This is a genomic window from Micromonospora sp. SD19, from assembly GCF_054462275.1.
In genome coordinates, this window is sequence record NZ_JBTLMN010000011.1 from 153698 (window position 1) to 179351 (window position 25654).

Annotated in this window: 26 protein-coding genes; 12 read left to right on the top strand and 14 right to left on the bottom strand. The window is 71.1% G+C overall.

Annotation, left to right across the window (positions count from 1 at the left end; all coding sequences use genetic code 11):
* The first annotated feature begins 13 nt into the window (after positions 1-13).
* Positions 14-1144 carry a site-2 protease family protein gene (locus tag ACX27O_RS28425; RefSeq protein WP_458940378.1) on the top strand — a complete coding sequence of 377 codons (1131 nt, stop codon included), beginning with the start codon at positions 14-16 and terminating at the stop codon, positions 1142-1144.
* Between the two features lie 62 nt (positions 1145-1206).
* On the opposite strand, the gene ACX27O_RS28430 is transcribed toward ACX27O_RS28425, so the two are convergent.
* Both ACX27O_RS28430 and ACX27O_RS28435 read right to left on the bottom strand, forming a co-directional pair.
* Positions 1207-2478 carry an FAD-binding protein gene (locus ACX27O_RS28430; protein WP_458940379.1) on the bottom strand — a complete coding sequence of 424 codons (1272 nt, stop codon included), beginning with the start codon at positions 2476-2478 and terminating at the stop codon, positions 1207-1209.
* Positions 2475-3227, bottom strand: coding sequence for a hypothetical protein (locus ACX27O_RS28435; RefSeq protein ID WP_458940380.1), 753 nt, complete (start codon positions 3225-3227; stop codon positions 2475-2477). Before ACX27O_RS28435 ends, ACX27O_RS28430 begins: the two co-directional genes overlap by 4 nt.
* Positions 3228-3346: 119 nt before the next feature.
* Between ACX27O_RS28435 and ACX27O_RS28440 the strand changes: the two genes are divergently transcribed.
* Positions 3347-3769 carry a hypothetical protein gene (locus ACX27O_RS28440; RefSeq protein WP_210858020.1) on the top strand — a complete coding sequence of 141 codons (423 nt, stop codon included), beginning with the start codon at positions 3347-3349 and terminating at the stop codon, positions 3767-3769.
* 32 nt (positions 3770-3801) lie between these two features.
* Here the strand turns inward: ACX27O_RS28440 and ACX27O_RS28445 are convergent, their stop codons facing one another.
* The 3 genes from ACX27O_RS28445 to ACX27O_RS28455 all read right to left on the bottom strand — a co-directional run bounded on the left by ACX27O_RS28445 (position 3802) and on the right by ACX27O_RS28455 (position 6104).
* Positions 3802-4731: an LLM class F420-dependent oxidoreductase gene (locus ACX27O_RS28445; protein WP_458940381.1), complete on the bottom strand. Its 930-nt coding sequence runs from the start codon at positions 4729-4731 to the stop codon at positions 3802-3804.
* 66 nt (positions 4732-4797) lie between these two features.
* Complete coding sequence (locus ACX27O_RS28450; protein WP_458940382.1) at positions 4798-5835, bottom strand: hypothetical protein; 1038 nt, start codon at positions 5833-5835, stop codon at positions 4798-4800.
* Positions 5835-6104: a hypothetical protein gene (locus ACX27O_RS28455; RefSeq protein ID WP_030330347.1), complete on the bottom strand. Its 270-nt coding sequence runs from the start codon at positions 6102-6104 to the stop codon at positions 5835-5837. The genes ACX27O_RS28450 and ACX27O_RS28455 overlap by 1 nt, the downstream gene beginning before the upstream one ends.
* 536 nt (positions 6105-6640) lie before the next feature.
* Here ACX27O_RS28455 and ACX27O_RS28460 point away from each other — a divergent pair.
* On the top strand, positions 6641-7072 hold the full coding sequence (locus ACX27O_RS28460; protein ID WP_051708279.1) for a carboxymuconolactone decarboxylase family protein: 432 nt from the start codon (positions 6641-6643) through the stop codon (positions 7070-7072).
* A gap of 145 nt (positions 7073-7217) precedes the next feature.
* Here the strand turns inward: ACX27O_RS28460 and ACX27O_RS28465 are convergent, their stop codons facing one another.
* A complete protein-coding gene (locus tag ACX27O_RS28465) occupies positions 7218-7766 on the bottom strand; it encodes a TetR/AcrR family transcriptional regulator (RefSeq protein WP_030330349.1) in 549 nt (182 codons plus the stop codon).
* 223 nt (positions 7767-7989) lie between these two features.
* On the opposite strand from ACX27O_RS28465, the gene ACX27O_RS28470 reads away from it, so the two are divergent.
* Together ACX27O_RS28470 and ACX27O_RS28475 are read left to right on the top strand one after the other, a co-directional pair.
* A complete protein-coding gene (locus ACX27O_RS28470; RefSeq protein ID WP_210858022.1) occupies positions 7990-9414 on the top strand; it encodes an aldehyde dehydrogenase in 1425 nt (474 codons plus the stop codon).
* A gap of 46 nt (positions 9415-9460) precedes the next feature.
* Positions 9461-10900 (top strand): MFS transporter, encoded by a 1440-nt coding sequence (locus ACX27O_RS28475; protein ID WP_210858023.1) that lies wholly within the window; start codon positions 9461-9463, stop codon positions 10898-10900.
* Positions 10901-11131: 231 nt separating this feature from the next.
* On the opposite strand, the gene ACX27O_RS28480 is transcribed toward ACX27O_RS28475, so the two are convergent.
* A complete protein-coding gene (locus ACX27O_RS28480; protein WP_030330352.1) occupies positions 11132-12151 on the bottom strand; it encodes an aldo/keto reductase in 1020 nt (339 codons plus the stop codon).
* Between the two features lie 172 nt (positions 12152-12323).
* Here ACX27O_RS28480 and ACX27O_RS28485 point away from each other — a divergent pair, with 172 nt between their 5' ends.
* From ACX27O_RS28485 to ACX27O_RS28495, 3 genes are all read left to right on the top strand, one after another.
* On the top strand, positions 12324-12791 hold the full coding sequence (locus ACX27O_RS28485) for a GNAT family N-acetyltransferase (protein ID WP_458940383.1): 468 nt from the start codon (positions 12324-12326) through the stop codon (positions 12789-12791).
* A gap of 9 nt (positions 12792-12800) precedes the next feature.
* On the top strand, positions 12801-13280 hold the full coding sequence (locus ACX27O_RS28490) for a hypothetical protein (protein ID WP_458940384.1): 480 nt from the start codon (positions 12801-12803) through the stop codon (positions 13278-13280).
* Positions 13281-13355: 75 nt separating this feature from the next.
* Entirely contained in the window at positions 13356-14579 is a 1224-nt protein-coding gene (locus ACX27O_RS28495) for an MFS transporter (RefSeq protein ID WP_210858026.1), read from the top strand.
* Positions 14580-14585: 6 nt separating this feature from the next.
* On the opposite strand, the gene ACX27O_RS28500 is transcribed toward ACX27O_RS28495, so the two are convergent.
* Together ACX27O_RS28500 and ACX27O_RS28505 are read right to left on the bottom strand one after the other, a co-directional pair.
* A complete protein-coding gene (locus ACX27O_RS28500; RefSeq protein WP_458940385.1) occupies positions 14586-15179 on the bottom strand; it encodes an HD domain-containing protein in 594 nt (197 codons plus the stop codon).
* A gap of 29 nt (positions 15180-15208) precedes the next feature.
* A complete protein-coding gene (locus tag ACX27O_RS28505) occupies positions 15209-16384 on the bottom strand; it encodes an epoxide hydrolase family protein (protein ID WP_210865411.1) in 1176 nt (391 codons plus the stop codon).
* A 125-nt stretch (positions 16385-16509) separates the two neighbouring features.
* Between ACX27O_RS28505 and ACX27O_RS28510 the strand changes: the two genes are divergently transcribed.
* Positions 16510-17454, top strand: coding sequence for an RNA polymerase sigma-70 factor (locus ACX27O_RS28510; RefSeq protein ID WP_358129498.1), 945 nt, complete (start codon positions 16510-16512; stop codon positions 17452-17454).
* Positions 17455-17536: 82 nt separating this feature from the next.
* Entirely contained in the window at positions 17537-18724 is a 1188-nt protein-coding gene (locus tag ACX27O_RS28515; RefSeq protein WP_458940386.1) for an NAD(P)/FAD-dependent oxidoreductase, read from the top strand.
* A gap of 33 nt (positions 18725-18757) precedes the next feature.
* Here the strand turns inward: ACX27O_RS28515 and ACX27O_RS28520 are convergent, their stop codons facing one another.
* From ACX27O_RS28520 to ACX27O_RS28540, 5 genes are all read right to left on the bottom strand, one after another.
* Positions 18758-19279, bottom strand: coding sequence for a hypothetical protein (locus ACX27O_RS28520; RefSeq protein ID WP_358129503.1), 522 nt, complete (start codon positions 19277-19279; stop codon positions 18758-18760).
* A gap of 78 nt (positions 19280-19357) precedes the next feature.
* Positions 19358-19666 (bottom strand): hypothetical protein, encoded by a 309-nt coding sequence (locus ACX27O_RS28525; RefSeq protein WP_030330360.1) that lies wholly within the window; start codon positions 19664-19666, stop codon positions 19358-19360.
* A gap of 152 nt (positions 19667-19818) precedes the next feature.
* Complete coding sequence (locus ACX27O_RS28530; protein WP_458940387.1) at positions 19819-20703, bottom strand: hypothetical protein; 885 nt, start codon at positions 20701-20703, stop codon at positions 19819-19821.
* 40 nt (positions 20704-20743) lie between these two features.
* Positions 20744-21463, bottom strand: coding sequence for a hypothetical protein (locus tag ACX27O_RS28535; protein ID WP_210860838.1), 720 nt, complete (start codon positions 21461-21463; stop codon positions 20744-20746).
* Between the two features lie 94 nt (positions 21464-21557).
* Positions 21558-24329 carry an AfsR/SARP family transcriptional regulator gene (locus tag ACX27O_RS28540; protein ID WP_210865459.1) on the bottom strand — a complete coding sequence of 924 codons (2772 nt, stop codon included), beginning with the start codon at positions 24327-24329 and terminating at the stop codon, positions 21558-21560.
* A gap of 147 nt (positions 24330-24476) precedes the next feature.
* Here ACX27O_RS28540 and ACX27O_RS28545 point away from each other — a divergent pair, with 147 nt between their 5' ends.
* Together ACX27O_RS28545 and ACX27O_RS28550 are read left to right on the top strand one after the other, a co-directional pair.
* Positions 24477-25097, top strand: coding sequence for a dihydrofolate reductase family protein (locus ACX27O_RS28545; RefSeq protein ID WP_357636737.1), 621 nt, complete (start codon positions 24477-24479; stop codon positions 25095-25097).
* Positions 25098-25214: 117 nt separating this feature from the next.
* On the top strand, positions 25215-25646 hold the full coding sequence (locus tag ACX27O_RS28550; protein WP_458940388.1) for a hypothetical protein: 432 nt from the start codon (positions 25215-25217) through the stop codon (positions 25644-25646).
* Positions 25647-25654 lie beyond the last annotated feature (8 nt).

A 25654-nucleotide genomic window follows, 5' to 3' on the forward strand; every position in this document is an offset into this window, starting at 1 on the left:
GTACCCCGCTCGGATGAGGGCCAGTTTCCGGCTTGGCCGGGTCGCGGGAGTGCCGGTCGGCGTCAACTGGAGCGTGCTGGTCATCTTCGCGCTGATCGCGTGGGGGTTGGCCGCGAACCAGTTCCCCCGCTCGTACCCCGATCACTCGCCGGTGGCGTACACACTGGCCGGGCTGGCCGCGGCGGTGGTCTTCTTCGTCGGCCTGCTCGCCCACGAGGTGTCGCACGCGGTGGTGGCCAAGCGCAACGGGCTGACTGTCGACGGCATCACGCTGTGGCTGTTCGGCGGCGTCGCCGAGTTGCGGGGCGAACCGCGTGACCCGGGCGCGGAGTTACGGATCGCGGGCGTCGGCCCGCTGGTCAGTCTGCTGATCGGGGCGTTCTTCGGTGCCATCGCGGCGGTGCTCGCACTGGCCGGGCAGACCGGGCTGCTGTTCGGGGCGGTGGCCTGGCTGGCGGGAATCAACGTGCTGCTGGCCATCTTCAACGTGCTGCCGGCCGCGCCACTGGACGGTGGACGGTTGCTGCGCGCGGCGGTCTGGAAGGCCACCGGTGACCGAACCCGGGCGTCGGTGGTCGCCGCCCGGGCCGGCTGGGTGCTGGGGGTGCTGCTGATCGGCCTGGGGCTGTGGCAGTTCCTGGCCGGGTTCGGTTTCGGCGGGCTGTGGCTGGCGCTGATCGGCTGGTTCCTGATCGGCGCGGCCGGGATGGAGGAACGGCAGGCCCGCACCGGCACCGCGCTGCGCGGGATCCGGGTGGGCGATGTGATGACCTCGCAGCCGCAGACCGCCTCGGCGGAGATGACTGTCGCGGACTTCGTCGACCACTACCTGTTCGCGTACCGGCATTCGGCGCTGCCGCTGACCGAGGACGGCCGGCCGACCGGCCTGGTCACCGTCGACCGGGTGCGGGGCGTACCGCCGGAGCGGCGGGCGTCGACCACGCTGGCCGAGGTGGCCTGCCGCGCCGACCAGTTGGTGCTGGCGAAGCCCGGTGAACAGCTCAACGATCTGCTCCCCCGCCTCACCGAGTGCGCCGACGGCCGCGCCCTGGTGGTGACCGAAGACGGCCGCCTGACCGGCATCATCTCCCCCAGTGACATCAGCCGAGCCGTCCAACGCAGCACCCTCGCCAGCTCTCGGTGATCATGAGGTTAGCGGGCACGACACGCCGACATCGGTATCGCTAACCCCATGATCAACCGAGGTCAGCGGGGGAAGTAGTGGGCCAGGGCCTCGGTGTGGAACTTGGCCTTGGGGTCCAGGTCGGTCAGGAGGGTGGCGAAGTCGGGGTGGCGTGGGTAGCGGGCGGCCAGCTCGGCCGGATCGGTGACGAAGACCTTGCCCCAGTGCGGGCGGGGCGCGAAGGGCGCCAGGCGCTCCTCCACGGCGGCCACCACCGGCAGCACCGCCCTGGTGTCGTCGACCCAGGTGAAGTGCAGCACGAAGCTGTCCCGCCGGTAGTTCGGGCTGAGCCACAGCTCGTCGGCCGCCACGGTGCGCAGCTCGGACACCAGCAGCACCGGGGCGATCAGCTCCGCCACGTCGTCCAGCGCGGCGAGCGCGTCAGCCGCCACCGCCCGTGCGACGTGGTACTCGGACTGCAGTTCGTCGCCGCTGCTGGGGGTGAAGCCGAGCTTGAAGTGCGGCAGCCGCTCCTGCCACGGGCCCGCCTCGCCGAGCTGCGGGGTGCAGTTCTCCGGCGGCATCCCGAGCACCGGGTGCCGGGGCTGGTCGGCCGCTGTGGTGCCGAGCCAGTCCGCCGGGGGTGGCGGCTGGTCCGCCAACTGTTTGCGCCACACCTCGCGCAGTCGGGGCGTACGGAAGTCGGCGAAGACACTCACGCTGTACGCCGAGCCGAGCGCCTCGTCGAGCGCCGCCCGGTCGAGGTCGAGGCGTACGTACTGGCGCAGCGCGAAGGTTGGCACCAAATCCAGCGTGACCCGGGTGACCAGACCGAGCGCGCCGAGCCCGACCACCATGCCGGCGAACCTGTCGGTGTCGCGGTCGACCCGCAGCAGGTCGCCGTCGGCGGTGACCAGCTCCAGACCGGCGACGGCGCTGGCCAGGTTGCCATGGCTCTGACCGGACCCGTGGGTGGCGGTGGCCACCGCGCCGGCCACCGAGATGTGCGGCAGCGAGGCGAGGTTCGCCAGCGCGTACCCCTGGGTGTGCAGCTGTCGGGCGAGGTCGCCGTAGCGCATCGCGGCGCTCACGGTGACCTGCCCGCGCTCGTGGTCCACCTCGACGACCGGGGGCAGCCCGGCGAGGCTGACGAGGTCGCCGTCGGTGTCGCCGAGGCTGTTGAAGGAGTGCCCGCTGCCCACCGCCCGGATCCGGCTGCTGCCGGCGACGAGCCGGCGCAGGTCGTCGACGGAGGTGGGCCGGTGGAACGCCTTCGCGGCGTACCGTACGTTGCCGGCCCAGTTGCGGCGCGGAACGTCGGTGCTCGACGCGGCGTGCGGTGCCTGCGCGGTCATGTGGCGGTCTCCCGATCGGTGCTCTGCTGGTCGGCCAACGCGGCGACGAGGGCGTCCAGAACGGTATCCGTCTGGAACGTGTGGTAGCCACGCTGGGCGATCGGCAGGCCGGCCGCGCTGGCGCGTTCGATCTCACCCCGGGCCGCCTGTCGGGTCGCCGCGTCCCCGGACATCAGGGCGTCCTGGCCGCGTCGGATCAACCGGTCGACCCGGTCCATGTGGTACCCGCGCAGGCCGACCGGGAGATCCGGGGTGTCGAAGGCGGCGCGTCGCAGCGCGAGCAGGTCGACGAAACGACCTCCGGCGTAGCGGGTGAGCGCGGCGGACACCTGGTCGGGCTGCTCCCGGACCTGGTCGAGAACGAGCAGTTCGATGGCGGGTCGGCCGTCGATCGGGTGACGGGCGGTCACCGGCTCAAGCCGCACTCCCGGCGCGGGAACCAGCAGCAGTCGCGGCGGTTCGGGACGACCGTCGCGTCGGGGCGGCTCGTCGAGGACCAGCGCGCCGACGTCGGCCCACCGGATGTCCCGGCGCAGGCCGGGCCGTCGGATGGTGAGCCCGTCCGCGTGGATCCCGAAACGGAACGGGCGCAACGCGCTGACCAGCGCCACCGCGCCGAGCGCGATCGCCCCCACCGCGATGATCGTCCGTAGCAGGGCGCCGTCGCTGGGATAGACCAACAAGAGCACCCCGCCGAGTACGCAGACCAGGGCGAGCACCCGGGCGCCCCGACTCCGGCGCAGTTCCACGCTCGGACCCCCGTTCATGACCGTGGCGTCGGTCCCCGCATCTTCCGCCAAACCGGGCACCGGGGACACCGGACGATCGGGCACGGTTGTTCTCGTCATCGTCGGGGAACCCTACGCTCATGAGCAGCTACCGTGATCCGGCCCCACGGGGCGACGTCTTCCCGTCCGAGGAGGAGCTGGACCCCACCGGCACCGGGGTCGAGCAGGCCAGCGCACCGCCGTCCGGCGGGTTGCCGAGTCACCCGTCGCCCACACCCGGCCCCCGGCCCACTCCGGCGCCCGCGCCCGCCCCGACACCGGTGCCGACGCCCGGTCCGCCACCGCGCGCCCCCGGCGCCCAGACGATCGTGACCCGTCACCTGGACGGCTCGGTGGAGGTGGTCACCGACCTCGACGGTGACGGCGTGGCCGACGTCGTCCAGATCGACGTGGACGGTGACGGTGTCCCGGACATCACCTACGTCGACAGTGATCGTGACGGGCGGCTGGACACCGTGCTGGGCGACCCGGACGCGGTCGGGAGCGGCGCCCACCGGGCCTGACCGGCAGCGTCGCTCCCCACCATCCGCCCGGCTCAGAGCTTCGCCATCACCTCGCTGGCGACCAGCTCCAGGTGCTCCAGGTCGCTGAGGTCCAACACCTGGAGGTAGAGCCGCTCACTGCCGATCTCCGCGTACCGGCCGATGGTGTTGAGCACCTCGGCGGGAGTCCCGGCCAGACCGTTGGCCCGCAGCTCGTCCGGTTCGCGGCCGATGGCGGCGGCGCGGCGGGCCACCTCGGCGTCGTCGCGTCCACAGCAGAGCACCAGCGCGTTGGACCAGACCATGTCGGCCGGGTCCCGGCCGATCTCGGCGCAGGCCGCGCGGACCCGGTCGAACTGCGCCGCCGTGTCCGGCACCGAGGCGAACGGCAGGTTGAACTCGTCGGCGTAGCGGGCGGCCAGCCGAGGGGTGCGCTTCGGACCCGTCCCGCCGAGCAGGATCGGTGGGCGCGGCTGCTGCACCGGCTTGGGCAGGGCGGGCGAGTCGCGGACCGGGTAGTACCGGCCGTCATGGTCGAACCGCTCCCCCGCCGGGGTGGACCACAGCCCGGTGATGACGGCGAGCTGCTCCTCCAGCCGGTCGAACCGCTCGGCGAGCGGCGGGAACGGCATGCCGTACGCGCTGTGTTCCTCGGCGTACCAGCCGGTGCCGATGCCCAGCTCCACCCGGCCGCCGCTCATCTGGTCGACCTGCGCCACGGTGATCGCCAGCGGGCCGGGCAGCCGGAAGGTGGCAGCGGTCATCAACGTGCCGAGCCGGATGCGGCTGGTCTCCCGGGCCAGGCCGGCGAGCGTGGTCCACGCGTCGGTGGGGCCGGGTTCGCCGCTCACGTCACCCATCATCAGGTAGTGGTCGGAGCGGAAGAACGCGCCGTAGCCAGCGTCCTCGGCGCACCGGGCGACGGCGAGCAACTGGTCGTAACTGGCGCCCTGCTGGGGCTCGGTGAAGATCCGAAGTTCCATGATCCGAGCATAGGGTTCCCCGGTCGGCCCGGCCGGCGCTATGCCGACCGGACCTCCGGCGTCAGCTCAGACGTACGGCCGTTTGGCGTACGCCTCGCGGAGCGCCGCCAACCCGGGCGCCTTCGGCGTCAGGGTGCCCCAACCGGAGTTGAAGTAGTTGGTCCGCACGATCCGTGGTCCACGCTCGGCGTTGAGCTGGGCGATCGCCGCCGGCACGGTGGCGATCCAGGCGGCCTGGTTCGGGATCTCGGCCACCCGCACCCCCCACTCGGCGATGATCACCGGTCGGGACAGCGCCACCGGGCCGAGATCGGCCACCGCCCAGTCCTTGGTGCGACGGAACCGGGCCAGCGCGGTGTGGCTGGCGTTGGTGGCGTACGCGTTCCACTGGAGATAGTCGAGGCGGGACATCAGCGACTCCGGGTGGGTGCGCTGGAAGCAGGCCCTGTCGAAACCGCCGAGCCCCACCGAGAAGGTCGTGCCGGCCGGCAGCGTCCGCGCCTTGAACCACGTGAGGATGTAGTTCATCGCCTGCACCGCCCGCGCGTCCGACTCGGCCCAGCTGTACGCCTTGCCGTCCTCGGTGGTGCCGAACTCGTGGTCGGTGTCCAGTTCCGAGGCGAGCTGGATGTTCACCCCGAAGCCGAGCGTGCGGTACTGCGACAGCGCGCGGGCCAGCAACCCGTCGCACTGCCCCTTGATCACCTGCCCGTACCCGTACGCCCTCGGCCAGGTCGTGCCGGGTCGCTGCTGGATGGTCATCGTCGGCGCCGGCACCGTGTAGCTGGTGCCGTCCACCGAGAAGCTCTGCGTTCCGTAGTTCGCGGCGCCGTAGTGCTTCAACTCCAGGACCATGTTCATCTGCACACCGGCCTTGCCCAGGTTGACCAGCCAGGGCCGGTTGTAGCCGGGGAAGATGTAGCCGTCCGCGAAGCTGCGGTACTGGGTGAGTGACCGGAAGTTGCCGCCGGCCATGTCGGCGGTCGGGTCGGCGCCCCCGGAGAGGTAGTAGCCGCCGAGCACCGGTTGTCCCAGGCTGTAGTCGGCGGCGGCCGTCGCGGTGTTGCCGGCGGCGTCACGGACCTGGACGGTGACCCGGGGCATCACGCCACCGACCGATACACGGCCACGGAGCCGTTGTCAGAAACCCGGGTCCAGGTACGCCCGGAGTTGTCGGAGACGGTCACGGTGAGTGGGTCGATGACCGCCGTGACCTTGACCGGCGCGCTGCTGTTGCCCTGCGCGTCGGTGACCACGATGGTGACGGTCAGCGGTTTGGTGTCGGCGTCCGAGTAGGTAACGGTCAGCAGCATCTGGTCACCCGGCGCGAAGACGGATGCGTTCAAGGCTGCGGTCGCGGTGGGAGCGGCCATGTCGGGCCCTTTCTGGCTCGGTCGCCAGGGCTCGGCGCGCGGTCGAGCGACGCCGGACCCCGGCGGGGTCCACGGTGCGAAAGGCCGGCGGGGCACGGGGGCGGCGGCACGGCCGGCGGACGGCGTTGCCTGACAGCCGACGGTGCTGACGTCCCTGTCCCGGTGGGCGGAGGCACCGCTGCGGGCGCCCGCAGGGGTGTCGGTGGCAGCCTTGGCCTGTCGTACGCGCGATCGGAGCGGCAGCTGTGCCGTGACCGGCGCGGCTTCGAGGCCGGGCTGGGTGAGGGCGGCACCGGTACAGACGATCTTGTCCGAACCGGGCCGGAGGATCGGGATGTGGCCCGCCACCCGTCTACCTCCACCTGCCCCAAGAGTGCTCTACCAGGGGCTTTACCGTCTTGTCCGAATTGCGACAAGGCTCCGGTGGGGCTCGGCGTGACGGTTACTCGGGCGGCGTGCCGCGTACGGCCCTTCAGTCACGTTTCGAAATGCCAGATATCGTCTACTTCGTCCTTGTGCATGGAAGAGTGAGCACCATGACGACGAATCATCCGGCATCTGCGGCGACAGACCCGGGGTACGCCGCCGCGCTGGACACGGCTGAGCGTCTGCTGGGCTTCCGCTTGGAGCGCTTTCTTGGCGCCACCCCTGGTGAGCCAGCCAACGGCGCAGACTTCAAACGGATCGCGACGATGCACGCCTTCGGCGACGTCTGGCCGCGCACCGAGCACCTGGATACACGGACGCGGGCACTGGTGTCCGTCACCATCGCGGCGACGCTCGGTGTCCTGGAGCCCCTCCGTGGTCAGCTGCGCATCGCGCTCAACGCCGGCGCCACCAAGGAAGAGATCGCCGAAGTCTTTCTTCAGGTCGCGGCCTACGCTGGCGTAGCACGCGCGTTCGACGGCTACCAGGTCGCCGCCCAGGTCTTCGCCGAGAACCCCGAGCCCTCAGGCCCTGGTAAGTAAGGTCCCCCGCAGGACCTGATCACCCACCGCCAGGACCGTTACGCGGAAAGGCTCATTGGGCGGCTGAACGGCGAGGTGAGCGAGCCCACGCCGTGCGGGGACGGACCCCAGCGACCCATCCGTGCAGACGCTCAGTGCCTGCCCGTCAGCTTCGCCCGACGCCGCGCAACAGCGCGTCGACGACCAGGTCGGCGGCGGGTGCGGCGGCCAGGTCGGGAAAGTTTTCCGCGGTGGCGTTCACAAGTTGGTCCAGCAGCGTCCTGACCCAGCCCGGTGGCAGGTCGGCGCGGAGTAGCCCCTCGTCGGTGGCGCGCTGGATGAACCGGTCGAGCCGCTCGCCGAGTTGCTTGCTCCGGGCCGCGGCCTCGACGTCCATGTTCATCATTGGCTTGAGGACCTGGATCGACCACCGCCGGATGACCGGGATGATGCCCTCCACATAGCGGTGCAGGGCCACCGCGACCGGTGCCTCCGTCAGCCGGGCGTCGTCGAGCGCGCGCTCGGAGGCGTCGAGCTTGGCCTGGTAGACCCCGGCGAGCAGGGCCTCCCGGGTGGCGAATCGGCGGTAGACGGTGCGCCGGTCGACGCCGGCCGTGGCAGCGATCGTGGCGATGCTCGTGGCCGGATCCTGCGCGAGCAGCCGAGCACCCACGTGGAGGACCGTGTCGAGGTTACGGGCTGCGTCGGCTCTCATAGTGCCGTCAATTCTACCCCTGTGTGGCAGGTCACGCAGCTAGTTGCACACGTCGGTGGCGAAACCAGAGATAAGCGCTACGGTTTTGTGGCAGCTAGACGTACGAGGCGCCACATTGTTGTGCCCCTGATGATCGCGGCGCGGAACGCGTACGCGGCGGGGGGCCGCAGTCCGGACGCCGATTACGAATCGGCCCAAAACCTGCAATAAGGGAGTAGTCACTGTGATCGTTCACGACAAGCTCTACGTTGGTGGCCAGTGGGTAGCGCCCGCCGAGGGCGGCCTGCTCGACGTCCACTCGCCACACGACAAGTCGCTGGTGGGGCGGGCCGCCGAGGCCTCACCGGCCGACGTCGAGCGGGCGGTCGCCGCCGCGCGGAAGGCCTTCGACGACGGGCCGTGGCCCCGGATGACGCCGCGGGAACGCCAGGCGACCATCGCCCGATTCAACGAACTACACGCGGCGCGGGCCGACGAACTGGCCGCATTGATCACTTCGGAGAACGGCTCCGCGTCGTGGTTCACCCGGTGGACGCTGCACGCACTGGCGGAGCAGACCGGCGCCTACCTGAGGGCCGCCGAGGCCTTCGGGTGGGAGGAACGGGCAACCGAATCCGGCCCGCTGATCCGACGCGAGCCGGTCGGTGTGGTCGCCGCGGTCATCCCGTGGAACGCCCCGCACCAGTCGGCACTGGTGAAGATGATTCCGGCGCTGCTGGCGGGCTGCACGGTCATCCTGAAGGCGTCGCCCGAGACCGCGCTGGACGCGCTGGTGCTGGGCGAGATCTTCGAGCAGGCTGGGCTGCCGGAGGGCGTGGTCAGCATCCTGCCGGCGGGCCGGGAGACGAGCGCGTATCTCGTCGCGCACCCCGACGTGGACAAGGTCGCCTTCACCGGATCGACCGCCGCCGGGCGCACGATCGCGTCCGTGGCGGGCCAGCAGCTCAAGCGGGTGAGCCTGGAGCTGGGCGGCAAGTCCGCGACGGTCATCCTGCCGGACGCGGACCTCTCGGCCGTGGTCGAGGGACTCAAGTTCCTGTCGTTCGGCAACAACGGCGAATCCTGCGTCGCGCACACCCGCATCCTGGCCCCGCGCAGCCGCTACGAGGAGGTCGTCGAGGCCGTGAAGACCATGACGGAGAGCCTCGTCGTGGGAGACCCCGCCGACCCGGGTACGTGGATCGGCCCGATGGTCCGCGCCGACCAGCAGCAGCGGGTCCGGAGCTACATCGAACTCGGCATCTCCGAGGGGGCGCGTCTCGTCACCGGCGGTCCCGAGGTGCCGGAGGGGCTCGAGGGCGGTTACTACGTACGGCCGACGGTCTTCGCCGACGTCGACAACGGCATGCGCATCGCCCAGGAGGAGATCTTCGGACCGGTCCTCGTCGTCATCGCGTACGAGGACGAGGACGACGCGGTACGCATCGCCAACGACTCCCCGTACGGGCTCGGCGGTGGGGTGTGGACGGCCGACGTCGAGCGTGGCCTGGCGCTCGCCCGCCGGATCCGTACCGGCTTCTTCACCGTCAACGGCGCCGACCCGGGCTTCGACGCGCCCTTCGGCGGCTACAAGGGCAGCGGTATCGGCCGCGAGTTCGGAGCCGTCGGCCTGGCCCAGTACGTGGAGCACAAGACCATCGCGGTCTGAGCAGGACCGCTGTCTGCTCCCGACCACCGAGAACTGGAGTCTTTTCGTGGCTCGGACCACCACCCGTACCCCCTACCGGATCACATTCGCCGTCCTCGCGGCCGGCGCCGGTTTCTTCGCGATGCTGCAGTCGCTCGTCAGCCCGGTGCTGTCGACGATCCAGCACGACCTGCACACCTCGCAGAACACCGTGACCTGGGTGCTGACGGCGTACCTGCTCTCCGCGTCGGTCTTCACGCCGATCCTCGGACGGATCGGTGACATGGTCGGCAAGGAGCGGATGTTCGTCGTCTCCCTGGTCGCGCTCATCGCCGGCTGCCTGCTGGCCGTCATCGCACCGAACATCGGCGTGCTCATCGTGGCCAGGATCGTGCAGGGTGTCGGTGGTGCCGTCTTCCCGCTGTCGTTCGGGATCATCCGGGACGAGTTCCCGGCGGCCCGGAGCACGGCGGCGATCGGGGCGATGTCGGCCCTGCTCGCCGCCGGCGGGGGACTGGGCACCGTGCTCGCCGGGCCGATCGTCGGCGCCTTCGGCTATCGGGGGCTCTTCTGGATCCCCATGGTCGTGCTGATCGCGACGGCCGTGGCGGCGCACTTCCTCATACCGAAGTCGCCCGTACGGACGCCGGGCCGGATCAACTGGCTCGCCACCGTACTGCTGTCCGGGTGGCTCGTCGCGCTGATGCTGGCGGTCAGCAAGGCCCCGGCGTGGGGTTGGACCTCGGGTAGGGTACTCGGTCTCCTGCTCGTCGCGGTGCTCGTCCTCGCCTCCTGGGTGATCACCGAGACCCGTTCGACCAACCCGCTCATCGACATGCGGGTGATGCGCCTGCCGACGGTGTGGACCACCAACCTGGTCGCGCTGCTCTTCGGCGCGGGCATGTTCGCCATCCTCGCGTTCCTGCCGCAGTTCGTGCAGACCCCGACGGTCGCGGGCTATGGGTTCGGGGCCAGCGTCACCGAGGCGGGGCTGTTGCTGGTGCCGATGCTCGTCGCCATGTTCCTGACCGGCATCGTCAGCGGCCGGATGGAGCGGATTCTCAGCGGTAAGGCACAACTCGCCGCGGGCTCCGCCTTCAGCGTGGTCTCGTGCGCCCTGCTCGCCGTGGCCCACGACGCACGCTGGCAGATCGTGGTCGCCTCGTCCGTGTTCGGGGTCGGCATCGGCCTGGCGTACGCGTCCATGACGAACCTGATCGTGCAGAACGTCTCGGCCGCGCAGACCGGTGTGGCGGCGGGGATGAACGCGAACATCCGGACCATCGGTGGATCGATCGGGGCGGCCGTGATGAGCAGCATCGTCACCGGCCACCTGCGTCCGGACGGTCTGCCGTACGAGTCCGGGTTCACCCACGGGTTCGAGATGCTGACCGTCACCTCGCTCGCGGCAGTGGTGGCGGCGCTTGTCGTGCCCGCCGTCCGCCGAGCGTCCCGCACGGGCGAGAGCGGTGTGGCACCGGCCCCGCTGGTCGCGCGGCGCCCGTAGGCGAGGGCGCGTCCGACCAGCGGGCGGCGGACACAGCGACCAGGCGGCTCCACCGACCCACGTACGCCTCGTACGTGTCACCGTTCGCCCACACCGGCTGCACCATCTCGGACCGATACGACAGGCCAGGGGCCGTCGGTGCTGGCGTTCAGTCGAGATGGTCGGCGGGGGCGGTCTGGAGCAGCCAGACCAGCGGCGGGACCAACGGCGCCGCCCACCGCACCCGTTGGCTCAGCGACGCCGCAGCGCCGGGTCGAGCAGGGCGGGCGGGGTGTCGAACTTCTCGCCTGCGGCGAGGTCGACCCCGGGTGCGACGATCGCGTCGATCGCGTCGAGCACGTCGGCCGGGAGCACGGTGTCCGCGGCGGCGAGTTGGGCGTGCAGGTGGTCGATGGTGCGGGGGCCGATGATCGCGCTGGTCACGGCCGGGTGCGCGGTGACGAACCCGAGTGCGAGCTGGATCAGGGTGAGCCCCGCCTCGTCGGCGACGGTGGCCAGCTGCTCGACGGCGTGGAGCCGGGCCTGGTTGGCCGGGATGCTGAGGTCGAAGCGGGCGGGCAGGATCGCCGAGCGGCTGGTGGTGATCTCCCGGCCGGCGCGGATCGCGCCGGAGAGCCAGCCCGAGGCGAGCGGGCTCCAGGCGAGCACGCCGAGCCCGTACTGCTCGGTCACGGGCAGGACGTGGGCCTCGATCCCCCGTTGCAGGATCGAGTAGCTGGGCTGCTCCGTGACGTACCGGCCCAGGTGGTGCTCCCTTGCAGCCCATTCGGCCTGCACGATGCGGTACGCGGGGAAGGTCGAGGAGCCGAAGTAGCGGATCTTTCCCGCCCGTTGCAGGTCGGTCAGCGCCGACAGGGTTTCCTCGTCGCTGGTGGTCGGGTCCCACCGGTGGATCTGGTAGAGGTCGACGTGGTCGACGCCGAGGCGGCGCAGGCTGTTGTCCAACTCGGTGACGAGCCAGCGGCGCGAGCTGCCCCGCTGATTGCGCTCGTCGCCCATCGGCATGCCGGCCTTCGTGGCCAGCACGATGTCGTCGCGACGGCCGGCGATGGCTTTGCCGACCAGTTCCTCCGACTCCCCCTGGCTGTACATGTCGGCGGTGTCGATCAGGTTGATCCCGGCCTCCAACGCGGCGTCGACGATCGCCGTCGCCTCGCCCTGGGTGGTGTGCCCCAGTTTGCCGAAGTTCATTGCGCCGAGCACGAGGGTGCTGACCTGGACGCCGGTGCGCCCGAGGGTGCGGTACTGCATGACTGTTCCTCCACGGAAGGGTGAGGTGACACTGGCCCACCGGCTCTGACATCCTGAGCAAGTGGAACCACGTTCCGCTACGAACGATACGGAACGCTGTTCCGTTTGACAAGTGACGGAGGCAACGGCGGGGTGGCCGGCGAGGGCGCCGGGCCGCGATAACTTATTGATCATGGTGAACTGGGAGCTTCGGCCGGCTTCGGCGGCGGACGTCGAGGCGGTGGCCGAGTTGCGGGCGGTGGTGCTGCGTGCCGATCTGGAGCGGCTGGGGCGGTACGACGACCAGCGGGTGCGGCAGCGCCTGCGGGACGGCTTCGCGCCGGCGTACACCTGGGTTGTCGAGGTGGACGGCGCGTTCGCCGGCTGCGTGGCGCTGCGACCGGACGGGGACGCCCACTGGCTGGAGCACTTCTACCTGGCCCCACGGTTACAGGGCGGTGGCATCGGCACGGCCGTGCTGCGCGAGTTGCTGGAGCGCTGCGATCGCGACGGCACCCCGGTTCGCCTGAACGTGCTGCGGGGCAGCCCGGCCCGACGACTGTACGAGCGGCACGGTTTCACCGTCGACGCCGAGGATCCGGTGGACGTCTTCCTGGTCCGCGCGCCCAGGATGATCAGCGACGAGGGCTTGTCAATGTAACGTTGACAGATGACGTCGGAGCTGGATCGGCTGGCGGAGGTTCGCGCCACCCGCGCTCGCCTGGACGAGCAGGAGCTAGAGATCATCGATCGGGCGCGCCACGACGGTGCGACCTGGGCGCAGATCGCGACAGCCCTCGGCCTCGGCAGTCGACAGGCCGCCGAGCAGCGGCGACAGCGGCTGGTGGCGGCGCGGTGGTCGCGGCGGCAGCAGCTCGACCTCCGGCTGCCTCCGCAGGTCGCGGCACTGCGGACGGCGGTCGCCGACCTTGCCCGGTGGATCGGCGCCGACCAGCGGTGGGACAGTCGATTTCGCGGCGCGGCTCTGGTCCGGAGCACTGTGGAGGCCGCGTTGGATGCCGCCCCGGGCTCGCTGTACGCGCTTGCGGTGCACCTCGCCACCGACCTCACCGAAGCGGGCGAGCGACTGCCCGCGCCCGCCCGAACCGCCGCAATCACGATCAACGCCGCGCTGTCAACGCAGCGTTGACAGCGTCGAACCGCATTGCGTGCATCTAGCTCACGCCTGAGGATGTGAGTCACCTCGACTCAACTCGGAGCGCTCATGCGTCGCAACGCGAGCCTGTTCGTGGCGATCTCCCTGCTGTCCGGCTTCGGCAGCAGCGCGATGTCACTGGTCAACGGCATCTGGATCCTGGACCTCACCGGCTCCACCGGCCTCGCCGCCCTCGCCGGGCTCTGCGTGTACGCCCCGGTGCTCGCCGGGCCCTGGCTGGGCGGCCTGCTCGACCGGGTGCCCCGGCGACCGCTGGTCATCGCCGTCAACCTCCTGTTGGCAGCCGCCCTGCTGACCCTGCTCACCGTGCGGGGGCCGGGGCAGACCTGGCTCATCTTCACCGTCTCGTGCGCGTACGGCGTCAGCTACGTGCTGATCGACGCCGGCGAGACGGCGCTGCTGCCGTCGGCGCTCGCGGCCACGGACCTCGGCGACGTCAACGGGTGGCGCTCCAGCGCGCAGGAGGGCATGAAGCTCGTCGCTCCCCTCGCCGGGGCCGGCCTCTACGCGTGGCAGGGCGGTCCCGCCGTCGCCGTGCTCAGCGCCGCGATGCCGATCCTGGTCGCCGTCCTGTACGCGGTGCTCCGGCTGCGCCGGACGCTCGCCGACCAGCGGATCGAAACCGGCGGCGGCCTGCGTACCGGATTGGTGGTCCTGTTCGGAGAGCGGGCGACACGTCTGCCGGTCGTGCTCGCCGCGGTGTCCATCGCCATGTCCGGCTTCACGACGGCGGGGATCTACGCGATCGTCGTGACCGAGCTGCGGCTGCCGACGACGTTCCTCGGTGTGCTGGCCAGCGCGCAGGGGGCCGGTTCGATTCTCGGTGGCCTCGTCGTCGGCCGGCTCATCGCGGCCAGGGGTGCCGTTGCCGTCGGTGTCGCCGGCACGGCGCTGTTCGCGCTCGGCTGCCTGGCACGTTGCCTGCCGTGGTGGCCGGCGACCGTCCTCGGGGCGGTGGTGGCCGGCGTGGGCCTGCCCGCGACCCTGGTCGCGGCCGTCACCGCCGTGCAGACCCACACGCCGGCGGCGCTGCTGGGACGGGTCGCCGCGACGGCCAACACCGCGATGTTCGGACCGCTCGTCGCGGCGATCCCCCTCGGCTCCGCAGCCGTGCACCTGGGCGCCCGCCCGCCGCTCATCGTCGCCACGGCGATCTGCCTGACAGCAGCGGTGGCCGCCACGGTCACCCGTCGGTCGACGGCGCGCGGCCAGACGCCGACCATGCCCGCCCCGCCGCACCGGAAGGCCGGAACGAGCCCGGCGAGCCGCTGACCGCTGTCACCCGCGTACCGGATGGGTTGCCTGGAACGCGAGCCGAAGGTCCGCGTCGGCGGCGATCCGGTCGAGGATGTCGTCCAGGTCGAGGAAGACCGACCAGCGTTCGCGGCCGGTGACGTCGGCCAGGCGATCGACGAGCAACTCCTCCAGGTCGGTGACCCGCTTTCCCTTCCACACCTTGTCGGCCACGCTGACCAGCAGGTCCTCGACGTCGATGCCGTCGCGGTGCCAGGACGCGTGGTCGCGCGCGAACCGGGCCGACGACTCGGCCACACCGTGCTGGAGCAGCAGCTCGTAGCCGGCGGGCTCGTGCGCGGACCCGGGACCGGACAACTCCTCCGGGTGCCGGACCTTGCCGACGTCGTGGGTGGCGGCCCCGAAGAGCACCGCCTCCCGGTCGAACGGGAGCTGCGGGAACCGGACCGCCACCGCGTCGGTGAGCTGCGCGGCGACCTCGTGCACGGCCCGCAGGTGCGCGGCGAGACGCGGCGGCGCGTGCAGGGTCTCCAGCAGGGCGACGACCTGCTCGGGCAGGGGCCGCAGCGGCGGGTCCGCGGGTGCGGTGAGGGCACGGCGCAGCGAATCGGACGTCACCGCAGCAAGGGTACGACCAGCACGCTCGATCACGTGATCGCAGCACCTGCGCGCAGCGGCCGGAAGAAGGCGCGCAGGTCGGCGATCAGCAGCTCCGGCACCTCGAGCGCGGGAAAGTGCCCACCGCGATCGTGCTCCTTCCAGTACCGGAGGTCCGGATAGCGGCGGGTCACCCAGCGCCGGGACGGCCGGGGCAGCTCGGCGGGAAAGATCGAGGCACCGACGGGTACGCGGACCTGAGTGGCGTCTTCGCCGCTGATCCACCCGGACACCCGGTCGATGCTCTCCGCGTACAGGCGTGCTGACGATGCCGCCGTCCCGGTCAACCAGTACAGCGTGACCTGGTCCAGGATCTGGTCCCGCGTGAGGCCGGCGGAAGGGCCAGCGGGGTCGGTCCAGCTGATCAACTTCTCGCCCATCCAGGCGCACAGGCCGGCCGGCGAGTCCAGCAGGGCGTACCCGACGGTCTGCGGCGCGGTGCGGTGGGCTTCCGAGTACGCCGAGCTGGACACGCCGCGTCGACGCAGGTGAGCCAACGCTTGGCGCTCGGCATCGGTGAGGTCCTCGGCGGCGGCCGGGTCCGGTCCCGCGAGCGGCGGTACGAGGTGAACGCCGGCCACGTGCTCGCCGTCCAGTGCCCCGAGGAGGCTGGAGACGCTGGTGCCCCAGTCGCTGCCGGCGGCTCCGTACCGGGTGTAGCCGAACGCCGCCATGATCTCCGCCCACGCGGCGGCTATCCGTTCGATGCCCCACCCAGGGCGGATGGGTTTGCCACTGAAGCCGTACCCGGGCAGCGACGGGATCACTACGTCGAAGGCGTCCTCGGCGGTGCCGCCATGGCTCAGTGGGTCGGTGAGCGGCTCGACCAGGTCGACCAGCTCCAGCACCGAGCCAGGCCAGCCGTGGGTCAGCACCAGCGGCATCGCGCCCGGGTACGACGACCGGGCGTGCAGCACATGGATCGTCAAGCTGTCGACGGTGACGAGGTACTGCGGGACCGCGTTGAGCCGCGCCTCGGCGGCCCGCCAGTCGTATGACTCTGCCCAGTACCCGCAGAGGCTCCGCACCTCGTGCAGGGGTATGCCGTGTGTCCAGCCGGACGCCGTCGCCGCCTCGGGCCAACGCGTACGCGCCAGCCGAACACGCAGGTCAGTCAGCTCCGACTCCGGCACGTAAATTCGATAGGGCTCGACGTCGACGGGCATGCGGGTCCTTAGCTGCCGAGCGGTGCTGACGGCGACACCGGAAGTCCTCAGTCTTCCATGATCGACGCTGTCGGGTACGCCGTCGATCGGCCGGCGAGGTCGCGGGCGTGGTTGACTATCGAACCATGCCGCTCAGTCCGGACGAGGTGGAGCTGTTCGAGCGCTCCAGGGCCCGCCTGGAGGCGATCGCCTATCGCCTGCTGGGCTCGGCCAGCGACGCGGAGGACGCCGTCCAGGACACGTTCCTGCGCTGGCAGGCCGCCGAGCGGGAGCACGTCGAGACGCCCGAGGCGTGGCTGACGAAGGTCCTCACCAACGTGTGCCTCAACCAGCTCACCTCGGCGCGGGCCCGGCGGGAGACCTACGTGGGCACCTGGCTGCCCGAACCGGTCCTCGCCGGGGACCGGATGCTCGGCCCCCTCGACACCGCCGAGCAACGCGAATCGGTCTCGATGGCGGTGCTCACCCTGCTGGAGCGGTTGTCGCCCAACGAGCGCGCGGTGTACGTGCTGCGGGAGGCGTTCGGCTACTCGCACGGTGAGATCGCCGAGATCCTCGGCATCACCGAGTCGAACTGCCAACAGACCTACCGGCGCGCCAAGCAACACGTCAGCGCCGAGCGGGCCCGCGCGGAGGTCGACCGGGCCACCGCCCGGAAGATCGTCGCGGAGTTCCTCACGGCGGCGAACAACGGCGAGATCCAGCGGCTGGTCGCGTTGCTGACCGACAACGTGACGAGCACCGCCGACGGCGGCGGCAAGATCCCGGCCCGGTCCGCGCCGATCGTCGGCGCACTGGCGGTGGCGAAGTTCCTGCGCGGCCTGTTCAAGCCCGCCGACGTCAAACGGGACCTGGTCGGCGGCAGCCCCGCCCTGCACGTCGCCACCGCCAACGGCGCTCCGGCGGTGGTGGTCGTGGTCGACGACCGGGTCATCGGCGTGATGTCGCTGCAGGTGACGCCCGAGGGGGTCACTGCCATCCACAACCAGGTCAACCCCGACAAACTCGGCCGCGCCAGCCGGCAGTGGTCCGCCTCGGAGCACGAGGAGCCCGCCCTGCACGTCTGGTGATCCAGCTCATAGCCGGCTCCTGTCAGGAATCGGGGCGCTGTCCGGTTCAGGAAGCGACCACCACCGAGACAGGAGTGCCACCATGAAGCACCGCATCGTCGTCCTCGGAGCGGGCTACGCCGGAGTCACGGCCGCTGGACGCCTCGCCAAGCGGTTGCACCCCGGCGACACCGAGATCACCGTCGTCAACGCCGACGCGGATTTCGTCGAGCGGGTCCGCATGCACCAACTCGCCATCGGGCAGGACCTCAAACCCCGACCGCTGAGCGAGATCTACGCCGGCACCGGCGTCACGCTCCGGTTGGCGCGGGTCACCGCCGTCGACGCCGACCGCAGGACCGTCGCGCTCGCCGACGACCACGGCACCGACGAGATCGCCTACGACACGCTCGTCTACGCCCTCGGCAGCACCGCCGCCGACCATGGCGTCCCCGGGGTCGCCGAGCACGCGTACGACATCGCCGGCAGGCCGTCGGCGCTGCGGTTGCGCGACCGCCTCGCCCACCTCGCGGCCGGCGGGACCGTGCTCATCGTCGGCGGCGGCCTCACCGGCCTCGAAGCGGTCACCGAGATCGCGGAGGCCCGGCCGGACCTCCGTGTCGCGCTCGCCGCCCGCGGTGGTCTCGGTGATTGGCTCAACGGCAGGGCGCAGCAGCACCTGCGCGGCGTCTGCGACCGGCTCGGCATCACCGTGCACGAGCACGCCGACATCGCGCGGGTCGAGGCGACCGGCGCGCTCACCCGCGACGGTCGGGAGATCCCGGCCCAGGTGACAATCTGGACGACCGGCTTCGCCGTGCACCCGATCGCCGCCGCCACGACCCTGGCGGTCGCGGAGACCGGGCAGATCATCGTCGACGACAGCATGCGGTCGGTCTCCCACCCCGAGGTGTACGCGGTGGGCGACGCCGCGATCGCGGCGGGACCGGGCGGCAAGCCGCTGCGGATGTCGTGCGCCTCGGGCATCCCGATGGCCTGGCAGGCTGCCGACGCCATCGCCGCGCGGCTCACCGGTCGGACGAAGTTCCCCAAGGCCCCGCTGCGCTACTTCAACCAATGCATCAGCCTCGGCCGCCGCGACGGCATCATCCAGTACGTCACCGCCGACGACCGGGCCAAGCCGGCTCTGCTCACCGGGAAGCTGGCGGCCCGCTACAAGGAGATCGTCTGCGCGGGCGCCGCCTGGAGCATGTCCCACCCGGTGCTGTACCCGGTGCGCCGCCACCGCGTCGTCGCGACCCGATCGGAGATCCGCACCGGCGTGTCCTGACCTGGCCGCGGACTGCGGCTCGGCCGGTCACCGTCAGTGGCTGGCCGAACGCGCGGTCCTGCGGAGATACCGCGCCAACGGCCGCCGACCCAACTTCAACGCCGCGTTGGTGACCGCCTGGTCCCGTTGCAGGGAGAGCTCGGCGAACCGGGCGCGCACATCGGTCAGCGGTTGGTGTGGTGCCCAGATCGTCCGAAAGGCCCTGGCCTGGTCGGCCAGGGCCTGGTTGGTCGCAGCGGAGACGAATGCCACCTCGCTGCGGTGCGCCGCGCCGGAACTACTCGCGATCGAGGCCAGGCCGGCGGCCACCAGAGCGGCGATCGCGGCTACCGTGCCCAGCTCAGCCGAGGCCAGCCCGGCAGCCCCCGAAGCACCCGCGATCACCGCCGACAAGACGGTGGTCAGGGTGTTCCAGCGTTGCCACCATGCGGCCTGTTTCCGCTGCAGCACAGCCCAGCTGTCGTGCCGCTGTTCGAGCAACTCGGCTTCAGCGATGAAGACGGCGCGCTCTCGCTGCTCTTCATCCAGATGCGACATTCTGTCAGCGTCCGACATCGTCGGGATCCTGTCCCCAGCAGTGTCGATCTCCGGACATTGACCGGAGCTTCTGGTCCGCCGGCGCGAGCCGGCGACTCACTCCTCCGGCTGTTGATCCGTGGCTGCCCCACCGGACTCAGCCTGGCGCCCGGCCAGCCAGACGGCGTGCTCCTTGAGCAGGTATCCGATCCAGTAGACCGCGAAGAGGATCAGGAAACACGCGAAGAACACCCCCGAGACGATGCTCGCGATGATGAGTGCTTCCCGGCCGTCGCCCGCCCCGTGCGCGGCGAAGGCAATCAGGCCCAGCACGAAGAAGAGGACCATGTAGAGCGGCAGTGTCGAACTGTCCGCCGGGTGGGACGAGCGGGACGGCCACGGGACGCGAGGGTCGCTGCTGATCACTTGAGGAGTATCGGGGCACGCCCGGTTCGCGGCTGTCCCTGCCGGACACGCGCTGGCGCTGTCGCCGGTGACCAGCAGCCGCGGGCATGCGGTCCCGCTCCGCCTCGACCGGTGGGGTCGATCCGGAGCGGGACCGTCCGACGGCCTACCCGTCAGAACCCGCCCCATTGCCGGGCCGAGCATTTCCAGGTCTTCCCGCCATCCTGCGAAACGCAGAACACCAGGATCTTGCCGAGGATCGGCAGGTTGAGGGTGAAAAGGTGCCCCTTGGTCTTCGCGTACACGACACCGGACTTCTCCGCGATGTCCGCAAGCGCCCACCCGGGATCCGGCCCGTCCACTGTCGCCACCCGCCGCAAGGACTCGACGTCCTTGCCGTCGAGCAGTGCCTTGATCTCATCCGCCGACGGCTCACCCTCGCCGACCAGGGTCTCCACGGTGTCCGGGCCGTCGACGGCGACGCCGTTGGCCTTCTCGAAGGCAGCCTTCGTCTCGCCGATCGTGGTGCCGCCGGCCAGGTCGAGGGTGAGGATCAGGTCGCCCGTCCGGCGCGACAGCAGGCATTCCCAGATGGACTTGCCCGACGCGACGCACATCGTCAGGCACCACTCCCGGCCGTCGGGGGCGGACGACGCGAAGAGCAGTGAGGTCGCCGTCGGGCTGTCGCCGGTGCCGTCGTACGTCCCGTCGGCGAGGTCGGCCATGGTCGTGCCGAGGACGCCCCGGCTGCCCGCAATCGTGCCGACGACAGTGACACCGTCGACCTCCTTGCCGGTGGCCAGCGCTTCGAGCTCGTCGCCGGTGAGGTTCCGCCCGCCGGTGTCGACGGCCAGCACCTTGTCCAGGTCGCCGACGGGCCGGCCGGTCAGCTCCTCGAACCGTTGCAGCATCGTCCCCGGCGCACCGGGATGGTCGGTGATCGTCGTCCGGGCCGCACCGTCGTCGGCCTGCAACGGCGCGTACGAGGCGGTCAGCCCGACGATCAGGGCGGTCGTGACGACGGTGACGCGCCTGGTGATGTCCCGCAGAGTTGTCATCTTCTTCCCCTCACTGTCTCGATGAGCACTGTCGGTCGGGCTACCAGCGGCACGTGACGATGTCGCCGACATCGTTGGGGGATCCCCAGTCGCAGTGGTCGTCGATCCACTCACCGATCTCGCCGATCGTGTCGACGATCCAGGCGAACACCGACTTGATCGCTCCCCAGAGGCTGAAGTAGACGACTGTCGTCTCGGGTGTGCCGCCGGCCTCGTCGATGATCTCCTTCGTCGACATGGCGGCGTCCGGCTTCTCGACGATGTCCAGCACCCGTACGCCGGTGTCGTCCTTGCCCGCCAGCAGCGCCGCGACCTGCTCCGGGGTCCGCTGCTTGCCGTCGTCGACCGCCACGATCGCGCGGTCGACGAACACCTCCCGGCTGCCGCTGACGGCCTGGGCGATGCCGGCGATCTCGCCCACTGTGAGGTCGTTGCCAAGCGCCGGGCCGGTGAACCGCCGGACCGACACGGCACCGGCCGGGTCGACCTGAATCTCACCGGCCGTGATCATGTCGTCGGCCGCGAAGGGCGCCCAGCCGAACGTCCACAGTCCGCCGACGCAGCGGAACGCGCCGTACTCCTTGCCTTCGGGCGCTGTCTCGGTACGGACGGTTCCGCCGCGTTCGTCGACGTGCTGGACCACGCAGTCGGCGCCCTTCCGCGGCGGCTTGACGGTCTGGGCCACGGCGGCGGAGGACATGGCCAGCACCGTCGCGCTGGCCACCCCGATCACCGCGAGGCGGTGTGCCAAAAGACTCATCGAACGCTCCATTCCTGGTGCGGAAGAAACTGGTGTCCGAAGAGTGCCGGGCCGCGCTGAAGCGGCCCGGAAACGGCGCTGAAAGCGGGGTACGTCAGTGCAGTCGACTCGCGTCGAGCTGGTCGAGGTTGGCGCGGATCGAGTCGGCGTCGGCATCGCCGAGTTCGTCGAGGATGGTCAGGGCCCGCCGCCAGGCGGCACGGGTGGCACCGAGGTCACCGAGCGCCCGGTGGCTGCCGCCGAGGTTGACGTACGTGCTCGCCTCGGCGTACCGGTCGTGGACCTGCGTGAAGAGTTCGAGGGCGTGCTCGTAGCAGGCGATCGCCCGCCGGTCGTCACCGAGCTGGTGGTGGGCGTGGCCGAGGCTGTCCCAGGTGTCGGCCTGCCCCTGGACGTCGTCCACCTCCTGCAACATCCGCAGCGCCTCACCGCACGAGGCAAGGGCGCTGTGGTAGTTGCCGAGCAGCGCCTCCTGCCAACCGACCGCGTTGAGGGTGTAGCCCTGACCCGCCCGGTTCCCCGCCGACCGGAACAGGGCCAGCGCCCGCCGGGAGTGGGTGAGAGCCTGCTGGTGCTGGCCCTGCCGCTCCGCCAGCTGACCAAGGTTCAGGCAGGTGTGTGCTCGTCCGGCGTCGTCGCCGACGTCGGTGAACAGGTCGAGCGCCCGCCGCAGGTGGTCGTCGGCCTCGTCGTACCGTCGGAGCCGGGAGCAGGCGAGACCAAGGCTGCGGTGCGCGTGGCCCTGCCCGGCCTGATCCCCGATGCGGGACGCGGCGGCCAGCGCGATCCGTTGCGTGCCCAGCCAGTCCTGCCAGTGCCCCTGCCGGTGCAGGAAGCCGGCCATGGCCCAGGCGAGCCGCCAGGCGTGCCCCTCGAACCCGGACCGCGCCGCGAGCGGCACCGCGGCGAGCAGGACGGGAACCTCGGTGCTGAACCACGCCCCGGCGGCCGACCGGTTCCGGGGTCGTTCCGGCAGCACGCCCGCGCGGGGCGGCGGGAGACTGATCGCGCTGAAGTGCGGGTGCAGTGCGAGGTCGGCGGCGTGCGCGGTGTGCAGGCAGTGGTCGAGCAGCCGGTGCACGGCGGCCCGCTGCTCGGCCGGCGGCTCCGCCTCGTCGGCGAGGCTGGCCGCGTACGCGCGCAGCAGGTCGTGGAACGCGTAACGCCCGTACGTGTGCTCGGTGAAGAGATTCGCCCGGGTCAGCTCGGTGAGCAGCGGACCGATCGCCGGCCCGTCAGCGCCGGCCAGGCTTGCCACGGCCGGGGCGGACACGTCCGGGCCGGGATGCAGGCTCAGCAACCGGAACAGTCGGGCAGCGGGTGGGCTGAGCGTCCGGCACGACCAGGAGAAGACCGCCCGGACGTCGGTGGCCTCGTCACCCGCGTGGAAGGCGTCCAGGTCGCCCAGCTCACCGGCGACGGCGGCCAACGAGAACTGCCGGTTGGTGGCGGCTCTGGCCGCCACGATGGCCAGGGCGATGGGTAGCCGCGCGCAGCGGTCGGCGATGTCGTCAGCCGCCGCGGGTTCGGCGGCGACCTGACGCTCGCCGAGCCGACGGACCAGCATGTCGCGGGCCTCGCCAGGGCTCAGCAGATCGAGGGGCACCGGCTGGGCGCTTTCGGTGACGACCAGCGGGATGAGCTGGTCGCGGCTGGTGACGATCGCGAGGCAGTGCGGTGAGCCGGGCAGCAGCGGCCGGACCTGTTCGGCGTCGCGCGCGTTGTCCAACACCACCAACAGGCGCTTGCCCGCGAGCGTCGTGCGGTACAAGCTCACCATCGCGTCCGGGTCGCCGGGCATCCGTGCCGCCGGAACACCGAGCGCCTCCAGGAAGCCGTGCAACGCCCGCGCCGGGTCGGTCGGTGTGGCCGCCGGGTCGAAACCCCGCAGGTTGACGTAGAGCTGCCCGTCGGGAAAGCGTGTGGCCGCGCGGTGCGCCCAGTGCACGGCGAGCGCTGTCTTGCCGACGCCGGCGGTCCCGGAGACCACGACGGCACCGCCCCGCTCGACGAGCGCGTCGAGGGCGGCCAGCTCCGCGGTGCGCCCGGTGAACGTCGGTACGGGAGGAGGCAGCTGCGCCGCCACCGGCGCCACAGCGGCAGCGGCGGGTGCGGGCGCGGCGATGGCGGTGTCCTGGCGCAGGATGGCGCACTCCAGGTCCCGCAGTCGCGGACCCGGGTCGATGCCGAGGTGCTCCCGCAGGTTGTCGCGCAGCCGTCGGTACGCGGCGACCGCCTCGCCCTGCCGGCCGTCGCGGTACAGGGCGAGCATCAGCTGAGCGTGCAGGTGCTCGTCGAAGGGGTGCTGTCGGACGAGCCGTTCCAACCCGGGAAGGAGCCCCGCGTGCTCGCCGACGGACAACCGGGCCTCGACGAGCGACCGTTCGGCCTCCAACCGCAGGCGTGCCAGGTGTTCCGCCTGCTCCTCAAGCCACGCCGACCCGGCCACGTCGGCCAACGGTGGACCCCGCCACAGCGCCACCGCCGCCGTCAGGTGCTTCACCTGCTCGTGGCCGTCCGTCGACCGCCGGGCCAGCTCGATGAGGCGTTCGGCGACCTGCACGTCGGTGGAGTCCGGCCCGGTGTCGAGCAGGTAACCGGGCTGGCGCGCCACGATCGATCCCGGCTCGCCGAGCACCCCGCGCAGATAGGAGACGTGACGCTGCAACGTGTTCGCCGCGGTGGCCGGCAGGTGGTCGCCCCAGACCACATCGATGAGCCGGTCGACGCTGACCACCCGGCCCACGTGCAGCGCCAACGTCGCCAGCACCGCCTTGCGGCGCAGGCCGTTCACCGCCTGCGGACTGCCGGCGACGACCACCTCCACCGGCCCGAGCAGCCTGACGCGCACGCCAGTGCCAGCCATTGAGATCACCAGGTCAGGCTATTCCTGAGCCCAGCGAGCTCGGTCTGTTCGTCGCGCACTGGACACGATCCGCTGTCGAGCCCGGCAGCACTCGGCCCACGCGTCGTAGGCTGACCACTCGCCCCTGAGTCGTCGATGGAGAGCGCAGTGACCACACGCAGCGGCAAGGTGATCGCCGACCAGACCATCTCCGCCGACGGGTACTCGGCCGGTCACAACCAGACCGAGGAACGCCCGTTCGGCGACGACGGCGGTGACGGCTGGGGCGCGGGGCTGCACTCCTGGATGTTCGACGCCGCCGACGAGAACCGGGCCGAACTCGACCAGACCAGAGCCGCCTCAGCGGTCATCATGGGGCGCAACATGTTCGGCCCGGTGCGCGGCGCGTGGGACCGGCAGTGGAACGGCTGGTGGGGTGACGATCCGCCGTTCCACAAGCCGGTGTTCGTGCTCACCCATCACGCGCGTGAGCCGCAGCCGATGGAGGGCGGCACCACCTTCCACTTCGTCACGGACGGGATCGAGTCGGCGCTCGCGCAGGCGCGCGCGGCGGCCGGCGACGGCGACGTCCTGATCCACGGCGGCTCGACCACCATCAACCAGTACCTCGCCGCCGGTCTGGTCGACGAGCTGCGGCTGCACATCGCGCCGCTCACCCTCGGCACCGGCGTACGGCTGTTCGAGGGTGTTCCGCCACTGAACCTCGAACAGGTGACGGCGCGGGCGGCGAGTTCGGTGCTGCACGTGACCTACCGCGTGCTGAAGTGAAGCCGTGCGCCACCGCGTGAATTGCTCCGGGGGTGGTGACGGTGGCGCGCGTCGGTCGCATCGACGGCAGCGAACGCCTGCGGCGTGGTGTGCATCGACCGTTGTAGGGTGCCCGCCGTGGGATACACAGTGTCACCGTCAGGCCGTCTGCACCTCCCGGAGTCGGAGGACGCCGCCGCGGCCATCGCCGTCCAGGCCGCGCTGGCTGAACGAGGTGACTGGTACGGGCCGGACGGGTTTCCGTCCGATGGCACGCTGGTCGACCTCGCGGAGGCGGCCCGCGCCTCCATCGTCCGCGACGGGGACTGGATCGAGTTCGGGCACGACGACGAGGGCGATCCCAAGTGGTCGGACCGGGCAACCGCCTTCTACGTCGCGATTGCACCGTTCGTTAGCGAGGGCACCGTGGAGATCGAGGGTGAGGACGGGGCCCGCTGGTCGTACACCTACGCGGACGGGCAGGTGACCCAGCGAGGTGGGAACGGGTGGGATGGGTCCGTCGAGCCGTTTGGCGACTACGTGGAGCACCCGGCCTCGGATCACTCGTAGCCGCGACT